The following is a 17,748-nucleotide window of genomic DNA, read 5'->3' as shown; positions in this document are numbered from 1 at the left end:
CGGGACCCCCGAGCGGTACACGCGCGACCGTTTACGGAGTGAACGGGTCCGCGTCTCCGGCGTCGGCCGCCTCCGGCCGGGCCGATAGGCTGACGGCGTCCGTGCCCAAACCCGCCGGTTCCAGCCGTTCCCAGCCCCGGGCGCGCGTGTACGAGGAGCGACCCTTGCCCGACCCGACCCCCGATCCGCACCGTGACGCCCGGCCCACCCTGGAGGCCGTGGCGGCCCGCGCCGGAGTGTCCAGGGCGACGGCGTCCCGTGTCGTCAACGGCGGCGCGGGCGTACGTCAGCCACTGGTGGACCAGGTGCGCAAGGCGGTCGACGAGCTCGGCTACATCCCGAACCACGCGGCGCGGACGCTGGTCACGCGGCGCAACGGCGCCGTCGCCGTGATCATCGACGAGCCCGAGTTCCGGATCTTCTCCGACCCCTTCTTTTCGCGCCAGATCCGCGGGATCAGCCGCGAGCTCAACGCCCACGACGCACAGCTGGTCCTGCTCCTGGTGGAGGGCAGCGGCGACTTCGACCGGGTCACCCGCTACCTGGCCGGCGGTCACGTGGACGGCGTGCTGGCCTTCTCCCTGCACACGGACGACGAACTGCCCGCGATCATCCGGCGGTTCCGCGTCCCGACGGTCTACGGGGGCCGCCCGGAACACTCCGCGCCGGGCGAGGACACGACTCAGGTGCCGTACGTCGACTGCGACAACCGGGGCGGTGCCCGCGAGGCCGTGCGTCATCTGGTCTCGCTCGGCCGGCGGCGCATCGCACACATCGCCGGACCCCGGGACCAGACGTCGGCGCTCGACCGGATCGACGGGTACCACGACGTGCTGCCGGACGCGGGAGCGGAACTCGTCGCGGACGGGGACTTCACCGCGGAGGGCGGAGCCCGGGCCATGTCGGACCTGCTGGACGCTCATCCCGGTCTCGACGCGGTCTTCGTGTCCAACGATCTGATGGCATCGGGTGCCCTGCGGGTGCTGCGCGAGCGGGGCGTCCGGGTGCCGGAGGACGTGGCCGTGGTCGGGTTCGACGACATGACCTCGGTCGCGGAAGCCTCCGTACCCCCGCTGACGACGGTCCGTCAGGACGTGGAGGGCATGGGGAGGCTGATGGTGCGGCTGCTGATGGAGCGGCTGAACAGCGACACCGGGACATGGCCCGAGTCCGTGATCACCCCGACCGAACTGGTCCGCCGGGCCTCGGCCTGAGTCCTCCCCCGGCCCGCCACTCGGCCCGCGCCGACCTGGCGAGCGGCAGGTAGCGCAGCCGCTCCGGGAGCAGGGGCACGATCCGCCGCACCACGGCGCCGAAACGCAGGAGGCGACGCTCCTGGTCCGCGGTCCAGTCGAGTCCGATGGCCTCGCGGGCGTCCGGCGGCATCAGCCCGACGGTGATGAATCTGCGGAACCGCGCCAGCGGCGGGAGGAGCACCGGCCACAGCGCCTTCAGGACCAGCCGCAGGGCGAGGGGCCCCCGGTCGGGCGGTGGCACGGGAGCGTCCGTGGCGACCAGTTCCCGTACGACGACGGTGGCCTCCACCTCGTCGGCCAGCATCCTGCGGTAGTACGGCCAGAACTCCTCGATCGTCTGCGGCATGTCCCGGTCGTGGATGCCGAGTATCCGGCCGACCTGGAGCCACTCCCCGTACAGGGCGCGTTCCTGCGCCTCGGTGAGCGGGCGGACCAGGTAGCGCGACGCGTGCCGGTAGACGGGGAAGCCCGTGGCGTGCACCCACGCGTAGTTCGCGGGGGTGAGCGCGTGGTAGCGGCGGCCGCGGGTGTCGGTCCCCTGGATCGTGCGGTGCAGCTTCCTGAGTCTGCGCCCTTCCGCGGCGGCGGCCTCTCCCCCGTACACCCAGAGCTGGAGCGAACTCAGGGACCGCTCGCCCCGCCCCCAGGGGTCCGTACGGAAGACCGAGTGGTCGTCGACGCCGGCACCGACGGCGGGGTGGGCGACCTGGAGCGTGAGGGCGGCGGGCAGCATCAGCAGTCCCCGGATGTCTCCGGCGAGGCTCCACAGGACGCCGCCGGGCGGGGGCGGTACGGGCTCTCCTGCGCTGGTCATGCGGATGCTCCCCGGGGTCGGCCGGTGCTCGGGCGGCGCCCGGACCGTGTGTGTTCCAGTATGCGATCCCGCAGCAGTGTTGACGCGCCGCGTGAAACAAGTCAATAGTATTTGTAACTTTGACTCTCCAGGGCGAGAGGTTCGGCCATGTTCCTTGTGCAGCACGTGTGTTGAGCAGAGGAGGGCACACACCATGGGCCGCTACAGCCGATTGCGCGAGATACGCCTGCTGGACCCCGCCGACGACTGCGCGGAGATACTCCGGCTGATGTCCCAGTACGAGTTCCCTTGGGACTACCGGCAGGGCATCAGCGTCGCCTTCCTGCGCGACTACGGGGTTCCGAGGATCTCCGTACTGCTCGACCGCACCCAGGAGTTCGAGCGCAACGGCCAGAAGCGCTACGACGACACCGTCCTGTTCGGATACGAGATGGCGGCCGAGGGCTTCGACTCGGAGCGCGCCCGGGCCGCCGCCCGGCACCTCAACCGGATCCACGGCAGGTACCGCATCCCGAACGAGGACTACCTCTATGTGCTGGCCACCACGGTCGTCGGCCCCAAGCGCTGGATCGACCGGTTCGGATGGCGGCCCCTGTGCGCGCAGGAGGCGGGGGCGCTGGCGGAGGTGGGGCGGCGGATGGCGGCCATGATGGGCATCGAGGGCGCGCCCGGCACCTACGAGGGATTCGAGGAGCTGCTCGACTCCTACGAGGCCCGGATGTTCGCGTACGACCCGGCGAACCGGCGCGTCGCCAACGCCACCTTCCGGGTCATGGCCGCCTGGTACCCCGCCCCGCTGCGCCCTCTGGTGGCCAGGTTCTCGCTGGCACTGCTGGACGAGCCTTTACTGCGGGCGCTGGGCTTCCCGGCGCAGCCGCGGTGGGTCCGGACGGCGGCCGTCCGTCTGGTGCACGCCCGCTCGTACGGCGTACGACTGCTGCCCGCACGGCCCCGGTGGCTGCCCTCCCGCCCCAGGCCGCGCAGCTACCCCTTCGGATACCAGCTCGACGACCTCGGACCGCACTGGGCGCAGAGCCGCCCGCTGGAACCACTGCCGATGGAGAAGTCATGACGACCGGAACAGACCGTGCGGTGCACGGCATCGACGACATCCGCGCCGCGGTGGCGCAGGCCAGGAGTGCCGGCCGCGGCTGGGCAGCGCTCGGGGCGCGGGAACGGCGCGCGTCGCTCCTGCACTGGAAGCGTGAACTGGCAGGGCGTGCGGACGAGTTCGCCGAGGTGATCGCGGCGGAGACCGGAAAGCCGGTGCATGACGCCCGCTCCGAGGTGCTGCTGACGCTGGTCCATCTGGACTGGGCGGCCCGCAACGCCCGCCGGGTGCTGGGCAGGCGGCGGGTGTCGTCCGGCCTGCTGTCGGTCCATCAGCGGGCGCTGCTGGCCTACCGCCCGCTCGGGGTGATCGGCGTGATCGGCCCGTGGAACTACCCGCTCTACACTCCGATGGGCTCGATCGGCTACGCCCTCGCGGCGGGCAACGCCGTTGTGTTCAAACCGTCCGAACTCACGCCCGGGGTGGGGGAACTGCTGGCCCGGAGCTTCGAGGAGGCCGTCCCGGACCACGCGGGTCTGCTGCGGACGGTCACCGGACCGGGCTCCACCGGGGCCGCACTGGCCGGAGCGGAAGGGCCGTCCGGAGTGGACAAGGTCGCCTTCACCGGCTCGCCCGGCACCGCCCGCAAGGTCGCCGCGGCCTGCGCGGCCACGCTCACACCGCTGCTCGCCGAGTGCGGGGGCAAGGACGCGGTGCTGGTCGCGGCGGACGCCGATCTGGACGCGGCGGCCGACGCGATCGTGTGGGGCGCGATGGGCAACGCGGGCCAGACCTGCGCCGGTGTGGAGCGGGTGTACGCGGTGGCCTCGGTGCACGAGGCGCTGTGCGCGCGCATCGTGAGCCGTGCGCGGGCACTGGTGCCGGGTGACGCCTACGGCCCGCTCACCCTGCCGTCCCAGCTCGGCGTGGTGGAGCACCATGTGAAGCAGGCCCTGGTGGACGGCGGCACCGCCGAACTGGGCGGACCGGACGCCCTGCGGAACCGCGTGCTCGGGCCGGTGGTCCTGTCGGGGGTCCCGGAGGACTCACCGGCCGTCACGGAGGAGACCTTCGGTCCGGTCGTCGTGGTGAACCCGGTACGCGACATGGACGAGGCCGTGGAGCGGGCCAACGCGTCGGCGTACTCCCTGGGCGCCGCCGTGTTCACCCGCTCCCGGGCAGCCGGGCTCGCACTGGCCGACCGCCTCGGCTCCGGCGCCGTGTCGGTGAACTCGGTGCTGGGCTTCGCCGCGATCCCGTCCCTGCCGTTCGGCGGCGCGGGCGAGTCGGGGTACGGGCGGATCCACGGTGAGGAAGGGCTGAGGTCCTTCGCGGCGCCGCACTCGGTCACCGTACGGCGGTTCGCACCGGCGGTGGACCTGACGTCGTTCGCGACGCCCCGCGAGAAGGTCGCACGGGCCGTCGAGCTGGGCAGGAAGCTGCACGCCCGGTTCTGAGGGCGTTCACCCGGCGCCGAGCAGCGGCACCAGGTAGCGCCTGGCGAACGTGCGTACCTGCTCGTCGTCGTCCAGCTCGAAGCAGCTCACAGGATTGAGGAGGAAGGAGACGGTGATCCGCACCATCAGTTCGGCGACCGGTGTCGTGTCCGTCTCCGGCCGCCCTTCCGCACGCTGGGCGTGGCGGAGCCGGTCGGCCAGATATCCGCGCATCGCGAGGAAGGCGGGCCCGCTCTCCAGCGTGAGGAAGGGGAGCATGATCTCCGGCTCCAGCCGCAGCAGCCCGCCCACCAGCGGGTGTTCACGGATGTGCTTGAGGACGGCGACGAAGCCGGCGACGAGCCGGTCCTCCATGGTGGGCAGTGCGGCCACCGCCTTGTCCACGTCCAGGACGAATCTGCGGTACTCCCGCAGCAGGCAGGCGGATACCAGGCTGTCCTTGTTGCCGATCCGGCGGTACACGGTGACCCGCGAGACCTTGGCCCGCTTGGCCACGTCGTCGACGGTCGAGCGACGGAGCCCGAAGGTCATGAACTGCTCGCGTGCGGCGTCCAGGATCTGCTCGCTCAGCGCGTCGGACGGTGGGGTCTCGCCGAGCGCCTCGGCCAGCAGTGTCTCGTTGGTACCCGGTGCCGCCATGAGCCCTCCCCGTCCGTCGTGACCACTCAACCATATCGACAACGCAACAAAGTTACCTGGCCCGCTTCTTTGTAACCCCCTATGGAGGCTTCCATGTCCACCGACCACGCCCTCCCCCGCTCGCTCTCCGCCGAGCAGCGGGCTTTCGTCGGCGCCCTGCGTGACTTCGCCCGCCGCGAGTGCGGCACGCGTGAGCAGCGCGACGCGCTGGCGGCGGAGGCGGGCGGTCCGCACGCGCCGTCCCTCTACGCCCGGCTGGCGGAGCTCGGCTGGCTCGGCGTGTGCCTGCCCGAGGCCTACGGGGGCTCGGGCGGCGGGATGACGGACGCCTGCCTCTTCCTCCGGGAGACGGCACGCGGCCTCGTACCGGCGGGCGGGTTCATCACCTCGGTGATCACGGCGAAGGCGTACGAGCGTTTCGGCAGCGAGGCCCAGTGCAAGGCGGCGATCGGTGGTGCGGTGGACGGCCAGGTTCTGTCCATCGCGATGTCGGAGCCGGAGGCCGGATCCGACGTGGCGGCGCTGCGGTGCAAGGCAGAACGCATGCCGGACGGGCGCTGGCTGGTCAACGGTCACAAGACCTGGATCTCCAACGCGCATCTGGCCGAGCACATCCTGCTGGTGGCCCGGACCGACGGGAGCGGCGCGAAGCACGAGGGGCTGACCATGTTCCATGTCCCGGCGGGGACGCCCGGGATCGAGATCCGGCCCATCGAGACGATGGGCGGCCGCGAGGTCAACGACGTCTTCCTCACCGATGTCTCGCTGCCGGCCGACGCGGTGGTGGGCACGCCCGACCGCGCCTGGACCCAGCTGATGGCCGGTCTCAACGCGGAGCGGCTCTTCCTGGCGGCGAACATGCTGGGTCTGGCGGAACGGATCCTGGAGGACACCGTCGCGTACGTGCGGGGACGCGAGCAGTTCGGCCGCCCGGTCGGTTCCTTCCAGGCGCTGCGGCACCGGCTGGCCGACCTGGCGACGGAGATCGAGTGTGCCCGGCTGCTGGTCTTCGACGTGGCGGCGGCCTGCGACGCCGAGCCGGAGCGGCTCTTCCCCCGCGAGGCCTCGATGGCGAAGCTCAAGGCCACCGAGACGGCGAGGCACGCGGCTCTGGAGGGCATGCAGATGATGGGTGGCTACGGCTACGCGACGGAGTACGACATGGAGCGGCACCTGCGGGCCGCGGTCGTGTCGACCGTCTACGGCGGCACGAGTGAGATCCAGCGCGACATCATCGGCAAGAGCTACGGCCTGTAGGGCACCACACGGGGCGGCGCTCAGCCGAAGTCGTACACCGTCACCTCGATACCGCGGCTCACCAGCCGGTCGGCGAGGAGCGGCTCGACCCGGGACCAGGTGCCGCCCGCCAGCCCGCAGCCGATCCTCGGCATGTGGACCGACGCGCCCAGCTCGGACGCCATGGCGGCCACCTTGTCCAGACCGGCGTCGATCGCCTCGTAACGCACCGGCACACCCTTGCTGCCGGTGCGTGTCCCCCGCTGCCCGACCAGATTCGCCACCCAGATGTACGGGCCGGCCTGGACGAACTGCACGGCGCCCAGGCCGAAGTCGTTGCCCGCGCGCTCCCGGTGCCAGCGGCGGTACGCGGCCTCCGGCTCGGGCCAGCGGCGGGAGAGGGCCAGGACGAACCCCTTCCCCCAGCCGCCCAGGTCGTTGCAGCAGTGCACGATCAGCTTGACGCCCTTGCCCCGGGGGCTGGTGGCGTCGCCCTGTACGTAGGTGATCCCCGACATGTCCTCACCGTACGTTCCCCCACCGACAACCGGTCCCGGGTCAGGTGCCGCTCTCCTCGTAGAGGGCGTCCAGCACCTTGCCGTACTGCTCGCGGACCACGCGGCGGCGCAGCTTCAGCGAGGGGGTCAGCTCGCCGGTGTCGGGGCCCCATTCCCTGGCCAGAAGCCGGTGGCGTTTGACCTGCTCGGTGCGGTTCAGCCGGGTGTTGGCGGCCTGGACCGCGCGGTCCACCTCCTCGCGTACGGCGGGGTGGGCGGCGAGCGCCGCCATGTCCTCGCCGGCCTCGATGCCCCGGGCCGCAGCCCAGGCGGGCGCCATCTCAGCGTCCAGGACGAGGAGCGCCACCAGGTAGGAGTGCCCGTCGCCGTGCACGAACGCCTGGCCGATCAGGGGGTGTTCCTTGAGGGCGTTCTCCACCAGAGCCGGGGAGACGTTCTTCCCGGTCGAGGTGATGATCATTTCTTTCTTGCGGTCGGTGAGCCACAGGTAGCCGTCGTCGTCGATCCGGCCGATGTCCCCGGTCGGGAACCACCCGTCCGCGTCGAGCGCCCGGTCCACGGTCCCGTCGGCGCGCAGGTACCCGGCGAACACCGTCTCGCCCCGGACCAGGATCTCGCCGTCCTCGGCGATCCTCAGCTCCAGCCCGTCCAGCGGCCTGCCGACCGAGCCGAGGCGGAACCCGGAGGGGCTGTTGGTGGTGAACACGCCGACCGTCTCGGTCAGTCCCCAGGCGTCCATGACGACGATGCCGAAGCCTGCCCAGAAGCGCACCACGTCCAGCGGCATCGGCGCGGAGGCGCTGGCCGTCCACACCAGTCGCTCGAAGCCGGCGAGGGAGAGCACCGGGTCGAGGACCGTCTCCCTGGCGCGGCGGTAGGCGGTTTCCAGCTCCGCGGGCGGCTGTTCTCCCCGCTCGCGGAAGGCCACGTGCTCGCGGGCGGTGTCCCCGGCCGCCTCGATCGCGGCCCGCTGCCCCTCGGGCAGGGTGGCGAGCGCGGCCCTGACGGACGCGGCGAGCTTCTCCCACACCCGGGGCACGCCGAAGAACTGGGCGGGGTGCAGGGCACGCGCGGTGGCCGCGACCGCCGCGGTGTCGGCGCAGAGATGGACGTGCGAGGCCCGGAAGACCGGCAGGTAGATGCCCAGCATCCGCTCGGCGATGTGGGCGAAGGGGAGGTAGCAGATGTGCGCGACATGGTCCGGGAGCTCCACCACCCGGTCCAGGGCCAACGCGTTGACGACCACGCTGCGGTGGGTGATGGGCACGGCCTTCGGGTCGCCGGTGGTGCCCGAGGTGTAGACGACCGTGAGGGGGTCGTCGGCGCCCGAGGCCTGCCAGGCCGCCTCGAACCGCTCCTCGTCGTAGGCCTGTTGTCCGGTCGCGTACAGGGAGGCGTACGTCCGGTCCCCGGCGCCCTGCGGCTCCACGACGAGGAGCACCTCCAAGGGGACGGTGTCGTCCGCGAGGAGGGGCTCCCAGCGTGCGCGTTCCCGCGCCCCCTCGACGACCGCCAGCCGGGCACCGCTGTGCCGGGCGATGTGGGCGATCTGCTCGGGGGCGGCGGTGCCGTACACGGTGACCGGTACGGCACCGAGGTGCGTGAGGGCCAGGTCGCTGAGCCAGTGTTCGGGGCGGTTGCCCATCATCATCAGGACCTGCTCGCCGCGCCGGACGCCCTGGGCGGCGTATCCGGCGGCGAGCACCGCGGTCTCGCGGCGCACCTCACGCCAGGTCAGGGTGGTCCATCCGTCGCCGCTCTCCGGGCTCCGCCAGGAGAGGGCGGGCAGGTCCCCGTGGTCCTCGGCGTTACGCGCCAGCAGGGCCGGCAGGGTGAGCCGGTCGGTCTCGGTGGGAACTCGCAGGATCGTGGTCACGGCCGTCTCCTGTTGCCGTCGGCCGGGCGCCGTACGGGCCCGTACCGGAGGGAATGACGCGCTTCGATGGTGCCGGAGACTTTCACACCACCGGTGAGACAGCAATACTGTTGCACCCGATTGGTACAACGCCGCCGGCGCGGCACCCCCGTGGGTGTCAACGGGCCAGGGCGCCCATCGGAGTTCCGGCGGCCGCCCTGGCACGGGTTCGCGAGGGCCTACTCCTCGCAGCTCCCGGCGAAGGTCGCACGGGTCGCGACATCGGTGGCCGCCGCCGTGGTGTCCAGCCAGGCGACACGCCGGCCGTCACCGAGGGACGGGGCCAACTGGGCGCCGGAGGAGCAGGAGACGCGGCTGAAGTTGTCCAGGCCGGCGAGGACGTCGGCGGTCGTGGAGACCTTGACCTTGCCCGGGCCGGTCCAGGAGCCGAGGCCGCCCCAGATGTCGTACGTCGAGTAGGCGAAGTACTCCTCGTTGACCGAGAACTGGGCGACGTAGGTGCCCGTCGGGTAGCGCAGCTTCGCGGCCCGGGACAGGTCGTCGAGGGGTGCCGACATGAAGGTGGTGCTCGGGAGCAGACCGCCCGTCTCGCGCCGGTAGATCCGGTCGGAGGTCAGCTGGATGTCGGAGACGGAGTTGAAGAGCCAGCCGCCGATCCGCTTGCTCTGCGTGGTGCCCGACCCGATGTCGTAGAGGTACACGTAGCCGCCGCTGCCCGTCCACGCGATCCGGCCGTGCTTCATCGCGAGCCGGGAGGCGGTGGTGCCGGCCTCGGGGGTCACCTCGGCCGTGGCGCCGTCGGCCTTGCGGAGCAGGACGTCCTGCTCGCCGTCGGGACGGTCCACGAGCAGCCGGTAGACCACATCCTCGGCCTCCTCGAGACCGAGCAGCGTCAGGAGCGAGGAGTCCGCCGGCGCGGGGATCACGATCCCGGCGCCCCGCTCCCCCGTGTCCGCCCGCCCGGGTGCCCGCACCGCATCGCCGCCCCCCACGTGGCCCCCTCCCGCGTACCAGCGTCGGCCGTCACACTATCCGCAGGCGCCGGCATCACGGCGCCCACGTGCGCGGACGCCTCCCGCCCGTCTCCGGGGCCGGGGCTGCCGCCCCGGGGCACTTTCACAACAGTGGTGATACAGCAATACTGTTGCACCTGATCGACCCAGGCCCTGCAGGACGGGCCTGCCCGCGACAAGGAGCAGCCATGGCAACCGGGACCGACGAGCCGACGCTGACCGTCGACGAACTGGCGGCGCGCGCGGGAGTCACCGTGCGCACCGTGCGCTTCTACAGCACCAGAGGTCTGCTGCCCCCTCCGGTGATCGGGCCCCGGCGCGTCGGGCACTACGGGCATGACCACCTCTCCCGGCTGGCCCTCATCGAGGAGCTCCAGCACCAGGGCATGACGCTGGCCGCGATCGAACGCTACCTCCAGCAGCTGCCGCCCGACCTGAGCGCGCAGGACCTGGCCATCCACCGCGCCCTGGTGGCGTCGTGGGCCCCGGACGCGGCCGAGGACATGGAGCGCGCGGAGCTGGAGCGCCGGGCGGGCCGGCCGCTCAGCGAGCAGGACGTGGACCGGCTGGGGGCCATGGGCGTACTGGAGCGCCCCGGGAAGCCCGAGGCGCCCTTCCAGGTGGACCCCGGTCTGCTGCGGCTCGGCGTGGAGCTCCTGGACGTCCCGATCGCCCACGAGACGATCCTGGCGGCACGGACGGTCCTGCTGGAGCACACCCGGTCGGCCGCCCACGAACTGACCCGGCTGTTCCGAGACGAGGTGTGGAACCCGTACCGGGAACGGGAGTCGGACCCGGAGCACGTGGAGGCGATGAAGTCGCTCTCGGCCAATATGCAGCCGATGGTGCTCCAGGCTCTGCTGACAGCGTTCCAGCGGTCGTTGAAGGAGGAACTGCGGGCCGCGTTCACCGCGAGCGAGGAGAAGTGAACGCGGCCCGAGGGGCAGCCGTCAGTCGTGGAAGGTCTCGCCCTTCTCAGCCTTCTCCACCAGGTACGCGGACGGCAGGAAGCGGTCCCCGTAGCGCTCGGCCAGCTGCCGGGCGCGCGCCACGAAACCGGGCAGGCCGCCCTCGTAGCCGTTGATGTACTGGAGCACACCACCGGTCCACGCGGGGAAGCCGATGCCCATGATGGAGCCGATGTTGGCGTCGGCGACGGTCATCAGGACGTTCTCCTCCAGGCAGCGGACGCTGTCCAGCGCCTCGGAGAAGAGCATGCGCTCCTTCATGTCCTCGAAGGGGATGTCGGTGCCGGGCTTCGTGAAGTGCTCACGCAGACCGGGCCAGAGGGCACCCCGGCCGCCGTCCTCGCCGTACTCGTAGAAGCCCGCGCCTCCGCTGCGCCCGGGCCGTCCGAACTCGTCGACCATCCGGTCGATGACCTGGTCCGCCGGGTGCGTGGTCCAGGTGCCGCCCGCCTCCTCGACGGCGCGCCGGGTCTCGTTGCGGATCTTGCGGGGCAGGGTGAGCGTCAGCTCGTCCATGAGGGAGAGCACCTTGGCCGGGTAGCCGGCCTGCGCGGCCGCCTGTTCGACCGACGCGGGCTCGACGCCCTCGCCGACCATGGCGACGCCCTCGTTGATGAAGTGGCCGATGACGCGTGAGGTGAAGAAGCCGCGCGAGTCGTTGACGACGATCGGGGTCTTCTTGATCCGGCGCACCAGGTCGAAGGCGCGTGCCAGGGCCTCGTCACCGGTCTTCTCACCCTTGATGATCTCGACCAGCGGCATCTTGTCGACGGGCGAGAAGAAGTGCAGCCCGATGAAGTCCGCCGGGCGGGTGACCCCCTCGGCGAGCGCGGTGATGGGCAGCGTCGAGGTGTTGGAGCAGAGCAGGGCGTCGGGGTCGACGATGTCCTGGATCTCCTGGAACACCTTGTGCTTGAGCGCGGTGTCCTCGAATACCGCCTCGATCACGGCATCGCAGCCCGCGAGGTCGGCCGGGTCTCCGGTCGGGGTGATGCGGGCCAGCAGTTCGTCGCGCTTCGCCTCGGTGGTGCGGCCCCGGGAGAGCGCCTTGGCGAGGAGCTTCTCGCTGTACGCCTTGCCCTTGGCCGCCGCCTCGGCGGTCACGTCCTTGAGGACGACCTCGATGCCTGCGCGGGCGCAGGAGTAGGCGATGCCGGCGCCCATCATTCCGGCACCGAGCACGGCCACCTTGCGGACCTGGCGCTCCTCGACGCCCTCCGGGCGGCTGGCGCCGGAGTTGACGGCCTGGAGGTCGAAGAAGAACGCCTGGATCATGTTCTTGGCGACCTGGCCGGTGACCAGCTCGGTGAAGTAGCGGGCCTCGATGGTCTGCGCGGTCTCGAAGTCGACCTGCGACCCCTCGACGGCCGCGGCCATGATGTTGCGGGGCGCGGGCATGGGCGCGCCCGCCAGCTGCTTCTTCAGGTTCGCCGGGAAGGCGGGCAGGTTGGCCGCGAACTTCGGGTTGGACGGGGTGCCGCCGGGGATCCGGTAGCCCTTGACGTCCCAGGGCTGCTGCGACTCCGGATGGGCGTCGATGAAGGCGCGGGCCTTGTCGAGCATCTCCTCGCGGGTGGCGGCGACCTCGTGCACGAGGCCGTTCTCCAGCGCCCGCTGCGGGGTGTACTGGGTGCCCTGGAGGAGGACCTTCAACAGCGCGTCGGTGATGCCCATCAGCCGTACGGTGCGGGTCACACCGCCGCCGGCGGGCAGCAGGCCGAGGGTGACCTCGGGCAGGCCGATACGGGAGCCGGGGGCGTCCAGCGCGATGCGGTGGTGGGCGGCGAGCGCGATCTCGTAACCACCGCCGAGCGCGGCGCCGTTGATGGCGGCGACGACCGGTTTGCCGAGGGTCTCGATGCGGCGCAGGGAGTTCTTGATCGCGGTTCCGGCGTCGAACGCCGCCTGGGCGTTCTCGGGACCGATCTTGATCATGTCCTTGAGGTCGCCGCCCGCGAAGAAGGTCTTCTTGGCGGAGGTGTAGATGATGCCCCGGATGGAGTCCTTCTCGGCCTCGGCGCGCTCGGCGACGGCCGCGATGGACTCCTTGAAGCCCTGGTTCATGGTGTTGGCGGACTGGTTCGGGTCGTCGAGTACGAGGGTGACGACGCCGGTCTCGTCCTGTTCCCAGCGGATGGTCGTGCTCTCGGTCATTGCTGTTTTCTCCGTAAGCAGAGGGGCCGGGGACGGTCAGAGACGCTCGATGACGGTGGCGATGCCCATGCCGCCGCCGACGCAGAGGGTGGCGAGGCCGTAGCGCTTGTCCTGCCGCTCCAGTTCGTCGATGAGCGTGCCGAGGATCATCGCGCCGGTCGCGCCGAGCGGGTGGCCGAGCGCGATGGCGCCGCCGTTGACGTTGACCTTGTCGAGGCTCAGGCCCATGTCCTTGGCAAAGCGCAGGACGACGCCGGCGAAGGCCTCGTTGATCTCGACGAGGTCGATGTCGTCGATGGTGAGCCCGGCCTTGGCCAGTGCCTTGCGGGTGGCGGGGGCGGGCCCGGTGAGCATGATGGTCGGCTCGGAGCCGGACACGGCCGCGGAGACGATCCGCGCGCGCGGGGTGAGGCCGTAGCGCTCACCGGTCTCCTTCGAGCCGATCGCGACGAGGGCGGCGCCGTCCACGATCCCGGAGGAGTTGCCCGCGTGGTGGACGTGGTCGATCTTCTCGACCCAGTGGTACTTCTGGAGGGCCACCGCGTCGAAGCCGCCCATCTCACCGATGGTCGCGAAGGACGGCTTGAGCGAGGCGAGGGAGTCGGCGGTGGTGCCGGGGCGCATGTGCTCGTCGTGGTCGAGGACGAGCAGGCCGTTGCGGTCCCTGACCGGGACGACGGAGCGGGCGAAGCGCTCCTCCTTCCAGGCGATCGCGGCGCGTTCCTGGGACAGGGCGGCGTACTCGTCGACGTCGCGCCGCGAGAAGCCCTCGATGGTGGCGATGAGGTCGGCCCCGATGCCCTGCGGGGCGAATCCGGTCTCGAAGCTGGTCATCGGGTCCATGGCCCAGGCACCGCCGTCGGAGCCCATGGGCACCCGGGACATCGATTCGACGCCACCGGCCAGGACGAGGTCCTCCCAGCCCGAACGCACCTTGGCCGCAGCCAGGTTGACGGCCTCCAGGCCGGAGGCACAGAAGCGGTTCTCCTGTACGCCGGCGACGGAGTCCGGGAGTCCGGCGGCGATCGCGGCGATACGGGCGATGTCGGAGCCCTGGTCCCCGAGCGGGCTGACGACGCCGAGGACGATGTCGTCGATGGCCGCCGGGTCGAGGCCGGGGAAGCGGTCACGGATCTCGTGGATGAGGCCGACGACGAGGTCGATCGGCTTGGTGCCGTGCAGGGCGCCGTTGGCCTTGCCGCGGCCGCGCGGGGTGCGGATCGCGTCGTAGACGAATGCTTCGGTACTCAAGGCAGCTGCCTTTCGGGGTCGGTGCTGGGCGGGGAGGTCAGGAGAGCAGCGAGCGGCCGATGATCTCCTTCATGATCTCGGTCGTGCCGCCGTAGATGGTCTGGATGCGGCCGTCGGTGAATGCCTTGGCGACCCGGTACTCCGTCATGTAGCCGTAGCCGCCGTGGAGTTGGAGGCATCGGTCGGCGACCCGCTTCTGCAGCTCGGTGGCCCACCACTTGGCCATCGAGGCGTGGACGGCGTCGAGCGTCCCCGCGGAGTGGTCGACGATGCACCGGTCGAGGAAGGCCCGGGTGACGGCGCACTCGGTGGCCATCTCGGCGATCTCGAAGCGGATGTGCTGGAGCTTGGAGAGCGGGCGCCCGAAGGCCTCGCGCTCCTTGACGTACCGGGTGGTGATCTCCAGGAGGTGTTCGGCGGCGGCGATCCCGGCGACCGCTATGCCCATGCGCTCCTGGGCCAGGTTGGTCATGAGGTGGACGAACGCGCCGTCGAGCTCGCCGAGGAGGTTCTCCTTGGGGACGCGTACGTCGTTGAAGAACAGCTCGGCGGTGTCCTGGGACTTCTGGCCGATCTTGTCGAGGTTGCGCCCCCGCTCGAAGCCCTCGGCGCCGCGCTCGACGACGAGCAGCGAGAGGCCCTTCGCGCCGCCCTCGGGTGAGGTCTTGGCCACGACGATCACCAGGTCGGCGAGGATGCCGTTGGAGATGAAGGTCTTCGAGCCGTTGAGGAGCCAGTGATCGCCCTTGTCCTCGGCACTCGTGCGGATGCCCTGGAGGTCGGAGCCCGCCCCGGGTTCCGTCATGGCGATGGCGGTGATGGTCTCACCGCTGCAGAATCCGGGCAGCCAGCGCCGCTTCTGCTCCTCGGTGGCGAGGCCGGTGAGGTAGGGGCCGATGATGTCGTTGTGCAGGCCGAGCGCCAGCCCGGAGACCCCGGCCCGGGTGAACTCCTCGGCCAGTACGGCGCTGTAGCGGAAGTCGGCGTTGCCGCCGCCTCCGTACTCCTCGGGGACCGCGAGGCCGAGCAGCCCCTGGCGGCCGGCCGCGAGCCAGGCCTCCCGGGAGACGATGCCGTCCTTCTCCCACTGCTCGTAGTGCGGGAGGACCTCCTTGGCGAGGAAGGTGCGGACGGTCTCGCGGAACGCGTCGTGCTCTTCGGTGAAGATCTGCCGCTGCACTTCAAGCCCCCTGGAGCCAGTTCTTGACGGTGGAGATCAGCCGCGCCGGCTCGGGGCCGACGGGGGTGACGTTGAGCATGGTGACGCCGGCCTCGCGGAAGGCCTCGATGCGGTCGCGTACGTACCCCTCGGGGCCGCAGAGCGTCATGAGCTCGCAGAACTCCTCAGGGACGGCGGCCTCGGCCTCGTTCTTCTTCCCGGAGAGGTAGAGCTCCTGGATGGTGGCGGCCTCCTTCTCGTAGCCGTAGGCGACGGCGAGGTCGTTGTAGAAGTTCTTGCCGGGCGCGCCCATGCCGCCGACGTAGAGCGCGATCTGCGGACGGGCGAGATCGCGGAGGGCGGCGGCGTCGTCGCCGATGGCCAGCAGACCGCCCGCCACGGTCTGCAGCGGGCCGAGCGACGGGTCGCGCTTCGCCGCACCCTCGGCCAGGGCCGTGCCCCAGACCTGCTGGGCCTTCTCCGGGATGTAGAGGGTGGGCAGCCAGCCGTCGGCGATCTCGGCGGTCAGCCGGACGTTGGCCGGGCCCAGCGAGGCGACGTAGAGCGGGATGGTGTCGCGCACCGGCCGGGTGAGGATCTTCAGCGGCTTGCCGAGCTTGCCGCCCTTCTCCTTCGGCAGGGGCATGTCGGTGATGCCGTGGTGGTCGATGACCTCGCGGCGCCAGATCCGGCGGCAGAGCTCGACGGCCTCGCGGGTCCGGCCGAGCGGCCGGTCGTACGGCTTGCCGTGCCAGCCCTCCACGACCTGCGGGCCCGAGGCGCCGAGGCCGAGCAGGGCGCGGCCGCCGGACACGGCGTCGAGCCCGGCGCCGGTCTGGGCGATGAGTGCGGGGGTGCGGGAGTAGACGTTGAGGATCGCCGCGCCGATCTTCAGTCGTTCGGTGCGCGCGGCGAGGTATCCCATGAGGGTGGGCGAGTCGAAGCCGTACGCCTCGGCGACCCAGACGGCGTCGAGTCCCGCGGACTCCAGCTCGGCGACCTCGTCGCAGGCGGCGCGCGGGTCGCCCGCGTAGTTCAGCGGCAGGGAGAGTTCCATCAGCCGGTCGTTTCCTTCCCGGTGGTCAGCAGGCCCGGCAGGCCCCAGTCCGCGGCGACGGCCTCGGTGTCCGCTCCGGGCAGCGCGGGTGCGCTGCGCACGGAGACGGGCGTCGCGGAGAAGCGGGGCGCGGGGGCGGGCTGGGTGAGTCCGCTGTGCTCCACGTAGGTGGAGCGGGCGGCGAGGTGGGGGTGACGGGGTGCCTCACGGAGCGAGAGGACGGGAGCCACACAGGCGTCCGTCCCCTCGAAGATCTCGGTCCATTCGGCGCGCGTGCGGGTGCTGAACCGGTCGGCGACCAGGGCGCGCAGCTCCTCCCAGCGTCCGAGGTCGTTGCGGTCGGGGGCCTCGTCCCCGAGTCCGAGGAGCCCCGCGAACTCCTCGTAGAAGCGTGGCTCCAGGGCACCGACGGCCATGTAGCCGCCGTCGGAGGTCTCGTAGGAGCCGTAGAAGGGGCAGCCGCCGTCGAGCAGGTTGGAGCCGCGCCGGTCCTGCCAGCTGCCGGCCGCCAGCATGCCGTGGATCATCGTGGCGAGATGAGCCGCGCCGTCGACGATGGCCGCGTCCACGACCTGTCCGGTCCCGCCGGGCGTTCGGGCGTGCTGGAGGGCCGCGAGCACGCCGACGACGAGGTAGAGCGAGCCGCCCGCGTAGTCGCCGACCAGGTTGGCGGGGACCGTGGGGGGCTCGCCGGATCTGCCGATCATGGACAGGGTCCCGGTGAGGGCGATGTAGCCGATGTCGTGTCCTGCCCACTCTGCCAGCGGCCCGTCCTGGCCCCAGCCGGTCATCCGCCCGTAGACGAGCCGCGGATTGCGTTCCAGGCAGGCGTCGGGGCCCACCCCGAGGCGTTCGGCGACGCCGGGCCGGTAGCCCTCGATCAGGACGTCGGCGCGCTCGACGAGGTCGAGGACCTGCCCGGCTCCGCCCTCGGTCTTCAGATCCACGAGGACCGATCGCTTGTTGCGGTTGGTGAGGTCGAAGGCGGGTTCGATGCCGATGACCGAACCTCCCGGCCGGTCGACGCGCACCACGTCGGCGCCGAGGTCGGCGAGGAGCATCGCGGCGAACGGCCCCGGGCCGATGCCCGCCAGCTCGACGACGCGCACCCCGGTGAGTGGGCCCTGCGGCCCGCGTCCTGTCGTTGCCATCAAGCCCCCAGCGGTGTGACACAACTGATGTAACATCGATGATGCTAAGAACGGACCGCACTCCGCACAACCCTTTTGGCCGAGCAAGCGCTTAGTTCTTTCTCCTGGATCCTCTCGCACCGAGGCCCTCCCCCGGCGGCACGGCACA

General features: G+C 71.3%; 15 protein-coding genes. 5 read left to right on the top strand and 10 right to left on the bottom strand.

What is annotated here, in order from left to right; all coding sequences use genetic code 11:
- Positions 1–164 precede the first annotated feature (164 nt).
- Positions 165–1,214 (top strand): LacI family DNA-binding transcriptional regulator, encoded by a 1,050-nt coding sequence (locus OG379_RS33690; RefSeq protein ID WP_405666914.1) that lies wholly within the window; start codon positions 165–167, stop codon positions 1,212–1,214.
- On the opposite strand, the gene OG379_RS33685 is transcribed toward OG379_RS33690, so the two are convergent.
- Positions 1,177–2,070: an oxygenase MpaB family protein gene (locus OG379_RS33685; protein ID WP_405666913.1), complete on the bottom strand. Its 894-nt coding sequence runs from the start codon at positions 2,068–2,070 to the stop codon at positions 1,177–1,179. The two genes, OG379_RS33690 and OG379_RS33685, sit on opposite strands and share 38 nt — an antisense overlap.
- A 193-nt stretch (positions 2,071–2,263) precedes the next feature.
- On the opposite strand from OG379_RS33685, the gene OG379_RS33680 reads away from it, so the two are divergent.
- Both OG379_RS33680 and OG379_RS33675 read left to right on the top strand, forming a co-directional pair.
- Positions 2,264–3,142 carry an oxygenase MpaB family protein gene (locus OG379_RS33680; RefSeq protein WP_405666911.1) on the top strand — a complete coding sequence of 293 codons (879 nt, stop codon included), beginning with the start codon at positions 2,264–2,266 and terminating at the stop codon, positions 3,140–3,142.
- Positions 3,139–4,578: an aldehyde dehydrogenase family protein gene (locus tag OG379_RS33675; protein ID WP_405666910.1), complete on the top strand. Its 1,440-nt coding sequence runs from the start codon at positions 3,139–3,141 to the stop codon at positions 4,576–4,578. Before OG379_RS33680 ends, OG379_RS33675 begins: the two co-directional genes overlap by 4 nt.
- A 6-nt stretch (positions 4,579–4,584) precedes the next feature.
- Here OG379_RS33675 and OG379_RS33670 read toward each other — a convergent pair whose 3' ends face one another.
- A complete protein-coding gene (locus OG379_RS33670) occupies positions 4,585–5,217 on the bottom strand; it encodes a TetR/AcrR family transcriptional regulator (protein ID WP_393766516.1) in 633 nt (210 codons plus the stop codon).
- A gap of 93 nt (positions 5,218–5,310) precedes the next feature.
- On the opposite strand from OG379_RS33670, the gene OG379_RS33665 reads away from it, so the two are divergent.
- Complete coding sequence (locus OG379_RS33665; protein ID WP_405666909.1) at positions 5,311–6,474, top strand: acyl-CoA dehydrogenase family protein; 1,164 nt, start codon at positions 5,311–5,313, stop codon at positions 6,472–6,474.
- A 20-nt stretch (positions 6,475–6,494) separates the two neighbouring features.
- Here OG379_RS33665 and OG379_RS33660 read toward each other — a convergent pair whose 3' ends face one another.
- The 3 genes from OG379_RS33660 to OG379_RS33650 form a co-directional block, all read right to left on the bottom strand.
- The gene (locus tag OG379_RS33660) at positions 6,495–6,971 is read right to left on the bottom strand and encodes a macro domain-containing protein (protein WP_405666908.1); all 477 of its coding nucleotides are present in this window, start codon (positions 6,969–6,971) and stop codon (positions 6,495–6,497) included.
- Between the two features lie 40 nt (positions 6,972–7,011).
- A complete protein-coding gene (locus OG379_RS33655; RefSeq protein WP_405666907.1) occupies positions 7,012–8,847 on the bottom strand; it encodes an AMP-dependent synthetase/ligase in 1,836 nt (611 codons plus the stop codon).
- A 218-nt stretch (positions 8,848–9,065) separates the two neighbouring features.
- Positions 9,066–9,839, bottom strand: coding sequence for a hypothetical protein (locus tag OG379_RS33650; RefSeq protein ID WP_405666906.1), 774 nt, complete (start codon positions 9,837–9,839; stop codon positions 9,066–9,068).
- A 209-nt stretch (positions 9,840–10,048) separates the two neighbouring features.
- On the opposite strand from OG379_RS33650, the gene OG379_RS33645 reads away from it, so the two are divergent.
- Positions 10,049–10,789, top strand: coding sequence for a MerR family transcriptional regulator (locus OG379_RS33645; RefSeq protein WP_393766511.1), 741 nt, complete (start codon positions 10,049–10,051; stop codon positions 10,787–10,789).
- A gap of 21 nt (positions 10,790–10,810) precedes the next feature.
- Here the strand turns inward: OG379_RS33645 and OG379_RS33640 are convergent, their stop codons facing one another.
- The 5 genes from OG379_RS33640 to OG379_RS33620 are packed head-to-tail and all read right to left on the bottom strand — an operon-like array spanning position 10,811 to position 17,600.
- Positions 10,811–12,982, bottom strand: a complete 2,172-nt coding sequence (locus OG379_RS33640) for a 3-hydroxyacyl-CoA dehydrogenase NAD-binding domain-containing protein (RefSeq protein WP_405666905.1) — start codon at positions 12,980–12,982, stop codon at positions 10,811–10,813.
- Positions 12,983–13,018: 36 nt separating this feature from the next.
- Positions 13,019–14,233 (bottom strand): acetyl-CoA C-acetyltransferase, encoded by a 1,215-nt coding sequence (locus OG379_RS33635; RefSeq protein ID WP_356715905.1) that lies wholly within the window; start codon positions 14,231–14,233, stop codon positions 13,019–13,021.
- 37 nt (positions 14,234–14,270) lie between these two features.
- Positions 14,271–15,413, bottom strand: a complete 1,143-nt coding sequence (locus OG379_RS33630) for an acyl-CoA dehydrogenase family protein (protein ID WP_405666904.1) — start codon at positions 15,411–15,413, stop codon at positions 14,271–14,273.
- A 1-nt stretch (position 15,414) separates the two neighbouring features.
- On the bottom strand, positions 15,415–16,449 hold the full coding sequence (locus tag OG379_RS33625; RefSeq protein ID WP_405666903.1) for an LLM class F420-dependent oxidoreductase: 1,035 nt from the start codon (positions 16,447–16,449) through the stop codon (positions 15,415–15,417).
- Positions 16,449–17,600 carry a CaiB/BaiF CoA transferase family protein gene (locus tag OG379_RS33620; protein ID WP_405666902.1) on the bottom strand — a complete coding sequence of 384 codons (1,152 nt, stop codon included), beginning with the start codon at positions 17,598–17,600 and terminating at the stop codon, positions 16,449–16,451. The genes OG379_RS33625 and OG379_RS33620 overlap by 1 nt, the downstream gene beginning before the upstream one ends.
- Positions 17,601–17,748: the final 148 nt, after the last annotated feature.

It is taken from the genome of Streptomyces sp. NBC_01166 (genome assembly GCF_045039765.1).
Taxonomy (GTDB): Bacteria; Actinomycetota; Actinomycetes; order Streptomycetales; family Streptomycetaceae; genus Streptomyces.
Note: the sequence above shows the minus strand (reverse complement) of the source record. Positions and strands in the feature narration are given on the sequence as shown.